Origin of the sequence: Heyndrickxia acidiproducens DSM 23148, from assembly GCF_000374345.1 — a bacterium.
In the GTDB taxonomy this organism is placed as follows: domain Bacteria; phylum Bacillota; class Bacilli; order Bacillales; family Bacillaceae_C; genus Weizmannia; species Weizmannia acidiproducens.
In genome coordinates this window covers 1-4,510 of sequence record NZ_KB894062.1, presented here as the reverse complement: position 1 = coordinate 4,510, position 4,510 = coordinate 1, and the positions used below count along the sequence as shown (strand labels likewise).

Annotated in this window: 4 protein-coding genes; 2 read left to right on the top strand and 2 right to left on the bottom strand. The window is 41.0% G+C overall.

Annotated features, from left to right (window positions below; genetic code table 11):
- The coding region (locus tag C232_RS0118030) for a dihydroxyacetone kinase subunit DhaK (RefSeq protein WP_018665348.1) at positions 1 to 339 on the bottom strand (339 nt) is incomplete at its 3' end.
- Between the two features lie 120 nt (positions 340 to 459).
- Entirely contained in the window at positions 460 to 1,602 is a 1,143-nt protein-coding gene (locus tag C232_RS0118025) for a glycerol dehydrogenase (protein ID WP_018665503.1), read from the bottom strand.
- A gap of 318 nt (positions 1,603 to 1,920) precedes the next feature.
- Here C232_RS0118025 and C232_RS0118020 point away from each other — a divergent pair, with 318 nt between their 5' ends.
- Together C232_RS0118020 and C232_RS0118015 are read left to right on the top strand one after the other, a co-directional pair.
- The gene (locus tag C232_RS0118020) at positions 1,921 to 2,943 is read left to right on the top strand and encodes a PocR ligand-binding domain-containing protein (RefSeq protein ID WP_040400309.1); all 1,023 of its coding nucleotides are present in this window, start codon (positions 1,921 to 1,923) and stop codon (positions 2,941 to 2,943) included.
- A 234-nt stretch (positions 2,944 to 3,177) separates the two neighbouring features.
- A complete protein-coding gene (locus tag C232_RS0118015; RefSeq protein ID WP_018665501.1) occupies positions 3,178 to 4,095 on the top strand; it encodes an aldo/keto reductase in 918 nt (305 codons plus the stop codon).
- The last annotated feature ends 415 nt before the right edge of the window (positions 4,096 to 4,510 follow it).

Sequence of the window (4,510 nt, the reverse complement as noted above, 5' to 3'; positions counted from 1 at the left end):
AAAATTCATCACATCACCCGTGTAATTCTTCACAATTAAAAATACGCCGGCACCCTGGTCCGCTTTTTTTATCGCTTCAAAAATCTGGTCCGGCGTTGGCGAAGTAAATACTTCCCCGCAGACAGCCGCACTCAGCATCCCTTTTCCTACAAAACCGGCATGGCTCGGTTCATGCCCGCTGCCTCCGCCACTCACCAGCCCGACCTTGCCTTCGTCTGTAAACTTGCGGTAGATGACGCCGGTTCCTTCAATCCGTCCGACCTTGTCTTCATTTGCATACACAAAGCCTTGCAGCATTTCATCAAGCACATTTTTCGGGTCATTCAAAATTTTTTTCATGGCTTTTCCCCCCATCTCTTTCTATGTAAAATGGAACATTTAAGCGCAGGCGGGCATGCACACTGTAGGCATGCATGCTTATATTGCCTGGCTGATATTTTTAAAGTTTTTCCTTAATGGTCACGCTTTTAGCAGTTTTTCAGCTTTATAATCGCTTCCAATTTTGTCAGCCGCAATGATTGCTGCCGCTACCGACTCTGGTGTAACAGGAAATGGCATAGAATAGATCGACTCTTCCGGGATACAAGTTTTATTGGCAACCTCCATTAATTCTTCTTGCGTAATATGATCCACTCCAATATCAGCAAGACATACCGGCAACCCCACTGCCAAACAGAAATTTAACACTTCTTCAATTTCCTGTTTCGGTGCGTCTTCCAGTACTAATTGTGCCAATGTACCGAAAGCTACTTTTTCACCATGATAATACGCATGCGCTCCTTCTAAAATCGTCAGACCATCATGAATCGCATGGGCGCCTGCCAATCCGCCGCTTTCAAACCCCAAGCCTGATAATAAAATATTGGTTTCAATAATATTTTCCAAGGCTGGCGTTACAGTATTACAATCGCTCGCAGCTTTTGCTTTCATCCCATCTTCCAACAATGTCTGATAACAATGTTTAGCTAACGCCAATGCTGCATTTGTACCGCTTGCCGGCGGACATAAGCCTTCCCTGACGCCACAAGGTAAACCTGCATTAACTTTAGAAAATGAACGTGCTGTTGCTCTTGCTTCAAAATAAGTGGACAATGCATCCCCCATTCCGGAAACCAGAAATCTGGTTGGCGCATGGGCAATTACCGTCGTATCAATTAAGATGACACTCGGGCTTTGTTTAAAATATGCGTAATCATCAAAAGCCCCCTCCGGTGTATACATAACTGCAGAGTGGCTGGTTGGTGCATCCGTAGCGGCGATCGTTGGCACAATGATTAATGCATCTCCCTCTGCCACACATTTTGATGTGTCAAGCGCCTTTCCACCGCCTAAACCGATTGTACAATCACAGTTGTTTGCTTTCGCTACTTCTTTTAATCTGGCAATTTCTTGTCGCGAACATTCACCATTGAATCCGCTTTCTATAAATGTAATGCCAAATTTTGCTGCCGTTGCATCCAATTTTTCCCTTACACGATTTGCATCATCAGGATGTGCGATTAATAATGCAGAGGTACCGTATGTTTTCACAAAATAACCTAAGTTTAAAATTTCATCTTCGCCTTGGACATATTTGGTAGGACAAATAAATGCTTTTCTCATGGATATTCCCTCCAAATCAGATTTTGTAATCCCTTACATAAATTAAGCTTACCACCCTTTTCCCCGAAATACATTGGACTTAAACAACGACTTTTTACAATTATTTATTGTATTATTTTGCTATTTCTATTAAAGTGGTATTATTTTGATATAGGGATGCGTTAAAATATCATTTCCAATCTTATGATGAACGTGCTGATATTCAGGCAATTTTGTAATATTTAACTTTATGTACAGGGGGATGATTTTTGTCTTCGAACACATACCTATTTTTCCGATAAATATAAGGGAGGGAGAAGCACGTTGAATACGCGTTACATGCATTTGGATAAAATACTGGATTTAAAGAAGTGGAAAAATCTTCAAGACTCTCTTTCCAATGTTACAAAACTGGCGATCATCACCGTTGACTATAGAGGAGTACCCATTACGCATCACAGTGATGTTCGCCCTTTCTGTAAAATGATGCGTGGCAATCCAAAAACGGCAAAGCTTTGTGAAAAATGTGATGCCAGAGGAGGCCTGGAAGCTGTCAGAACAAATGCTCCTTATATCTATTTATGCCATTGGAATATTATTGACATGGCCATCCCGATTATTGTTGATGATCAATATGTAGGCGCTATCATGGCAGGGGAAGTAAGGCTCGCCGACAGCGGGGAACAGCAAACACTTGAACAAATGCTGACCGTTCCGGCAAAAAGACTTGCACAAGTTGACCATAAAGAAGAAATAAATCGATTATACGATTCAATCCCGACTCTCTCTTATTCCGAAATTAAAGAAGCTGCTCAAATGCTCTATCGTCTATCCAACTATATCGTCGAGGAGGCGATGAATAAAAATTTAATTTTAGAAGCGTATAAGAAATTGGCTCCGCTGAAAGAAAAACCTGCAATGGATGACGTTGCAACCGGATATTCCCTGGATAATATTCAACATATAAAGAAGGAGTTGGCAAATACGGTTACAAGCGCTTATGTAAAAACATCGCTCAATGATCACCTTGTTTGTAAAAATAAAACATTACAACCTGCCTTTGACTATATCTTCAAAAATAAAGGCAAAAAGTTTTCGCAACAAAAGTTAGCCGGTTTATGCCACATCAGCACCGGTTATTTCAGCCGGTTATTTGTAAAAGAAACGGGAATTAATTTCTCTACTTTCATATCCCTCCAAAAAATAGAATGGTCTAAACCATTATTAGAGAAAACAGACCTGTCTATTGCACAAATCAGCGATGAATTGGGATTCAACGAACCAGGATACTACATTAAGACATTTAAAAAATATGAAAATATAACCCCTAACGTATATCGGAAATATTATCAAGAAAAGTAAATATATCTGAAGGTTCACGAACCTTAACAAACAGCGTTAATTGGCAGGTTTAAAATGGTACTGTCCATTTCAATATTTGCTATAATGTATCATCCTTTTTAATGGCTTTATCATAATCTCCATCTCTGTTCCTTCCCGGCTGCAAAACTTATCCCAAACCGTTTTAATTGACTAAAGACTAGGTCTAACCCCTAAAATAAGGTTGTGAATACATTCTAACAGGAGGAATTGCAAATGAATCAAATTGATCTTGGCAAAAGCGGCATTTTGGGGTCAGAGATTGCACTAGGCTGCATGCGCATGGACGCATTAGCTGAAAAAGATGCCCAAACGATGATTGAAACGGCTGTCGAGCAGGGCATTAATTTCTTCGACCATGCGGACAAGTACGGTAAAGGGGAATCCGAAAGAACTTTTGCAGAAGCTTTAAAACAAACCTCTGTTAAACGGGAAGATATTATTCTCCAGTCAAAATGCGGAATCGAAGACCATATGTACAATTTCTCTAAAGAACATATTTTAGAAGCGGTAGACGGCAGCTTGCAGCGGCTGCAAACGGACTACCTGGATATTTTGCTGCTGCACCGTCCTGATCCGTTAATGGAACCGGAAGAAATTGCGGAAGCCTTTTCGATTCTGCAAAATTCCGGAAAAGTGCGCCAGTTCGGGGTAAGCAACTTCCACCCTTACCAAGTTGAACTGGTCCAAAAATATATTTCCCAAAAACTGATTGTTAACCAATTGCAATTCAGTATCAAACATACCGGGATGATTGATTATGGCATGCATGTAAACATGAAGGACGAACGCAGCATCAACCATGACGGCGGTGTGCTCGAATATTCACGCCTTCATGATATGACAATCCAGGCATGGTCGCCTTTCCAATACGGATTCTTTGAAGGCGTGTTTATTGATAACCCGAAATTTCCTGAACTGAATGACAAGCTCGGCCAATTGGCGAAAGAAAAAGGCGTTTCAAAAATGGCGATTGCAACAGCATGGATCCTCAGACACCCGGCTAAGATTCAAGTCGTTGTCGGAACCATGAACCCGGGACGCCTTGAAAAAATTGCAAAGGCGTCAACCATCACACTGTCCCGCCAAGAATGGTATGACATCTATTTTGCTGCCGGCAATGATTTGCCATGAGGCTTTTACTTTAAAAGACCGTTTCAGATGAAAAACAGTGGGATCATACCGTTTCTAAAAACGCAGACATCTATAGACATAAATATCAAACGTTTGTTATAAGAAAAATCTTACCACGCAAAACAAACAGTGTTTTTTGCGAATCGTGTTAGGGAATCTCACCCTAATTCCAGAATAAAGCATCAGGTTAAGGTACGCCTTGCGGCCTATCTTACCTTTAACGCTTTGTCACGACGTAACGAAACTTAGTTGTTTAAAAAACAAAAAAGCCCGCGACGAAGGATAGTGGTCGCCCACCACTCTGGAAAGGCTGTTAGCCTCACTGGTTGTAAAATAAAATGCGTTCTTACAAAGCAGAATATGTGATCCTTTTCTTCCTTACAGGTTCAAGGAGGCATTGTTCTGCTTCTTTTTT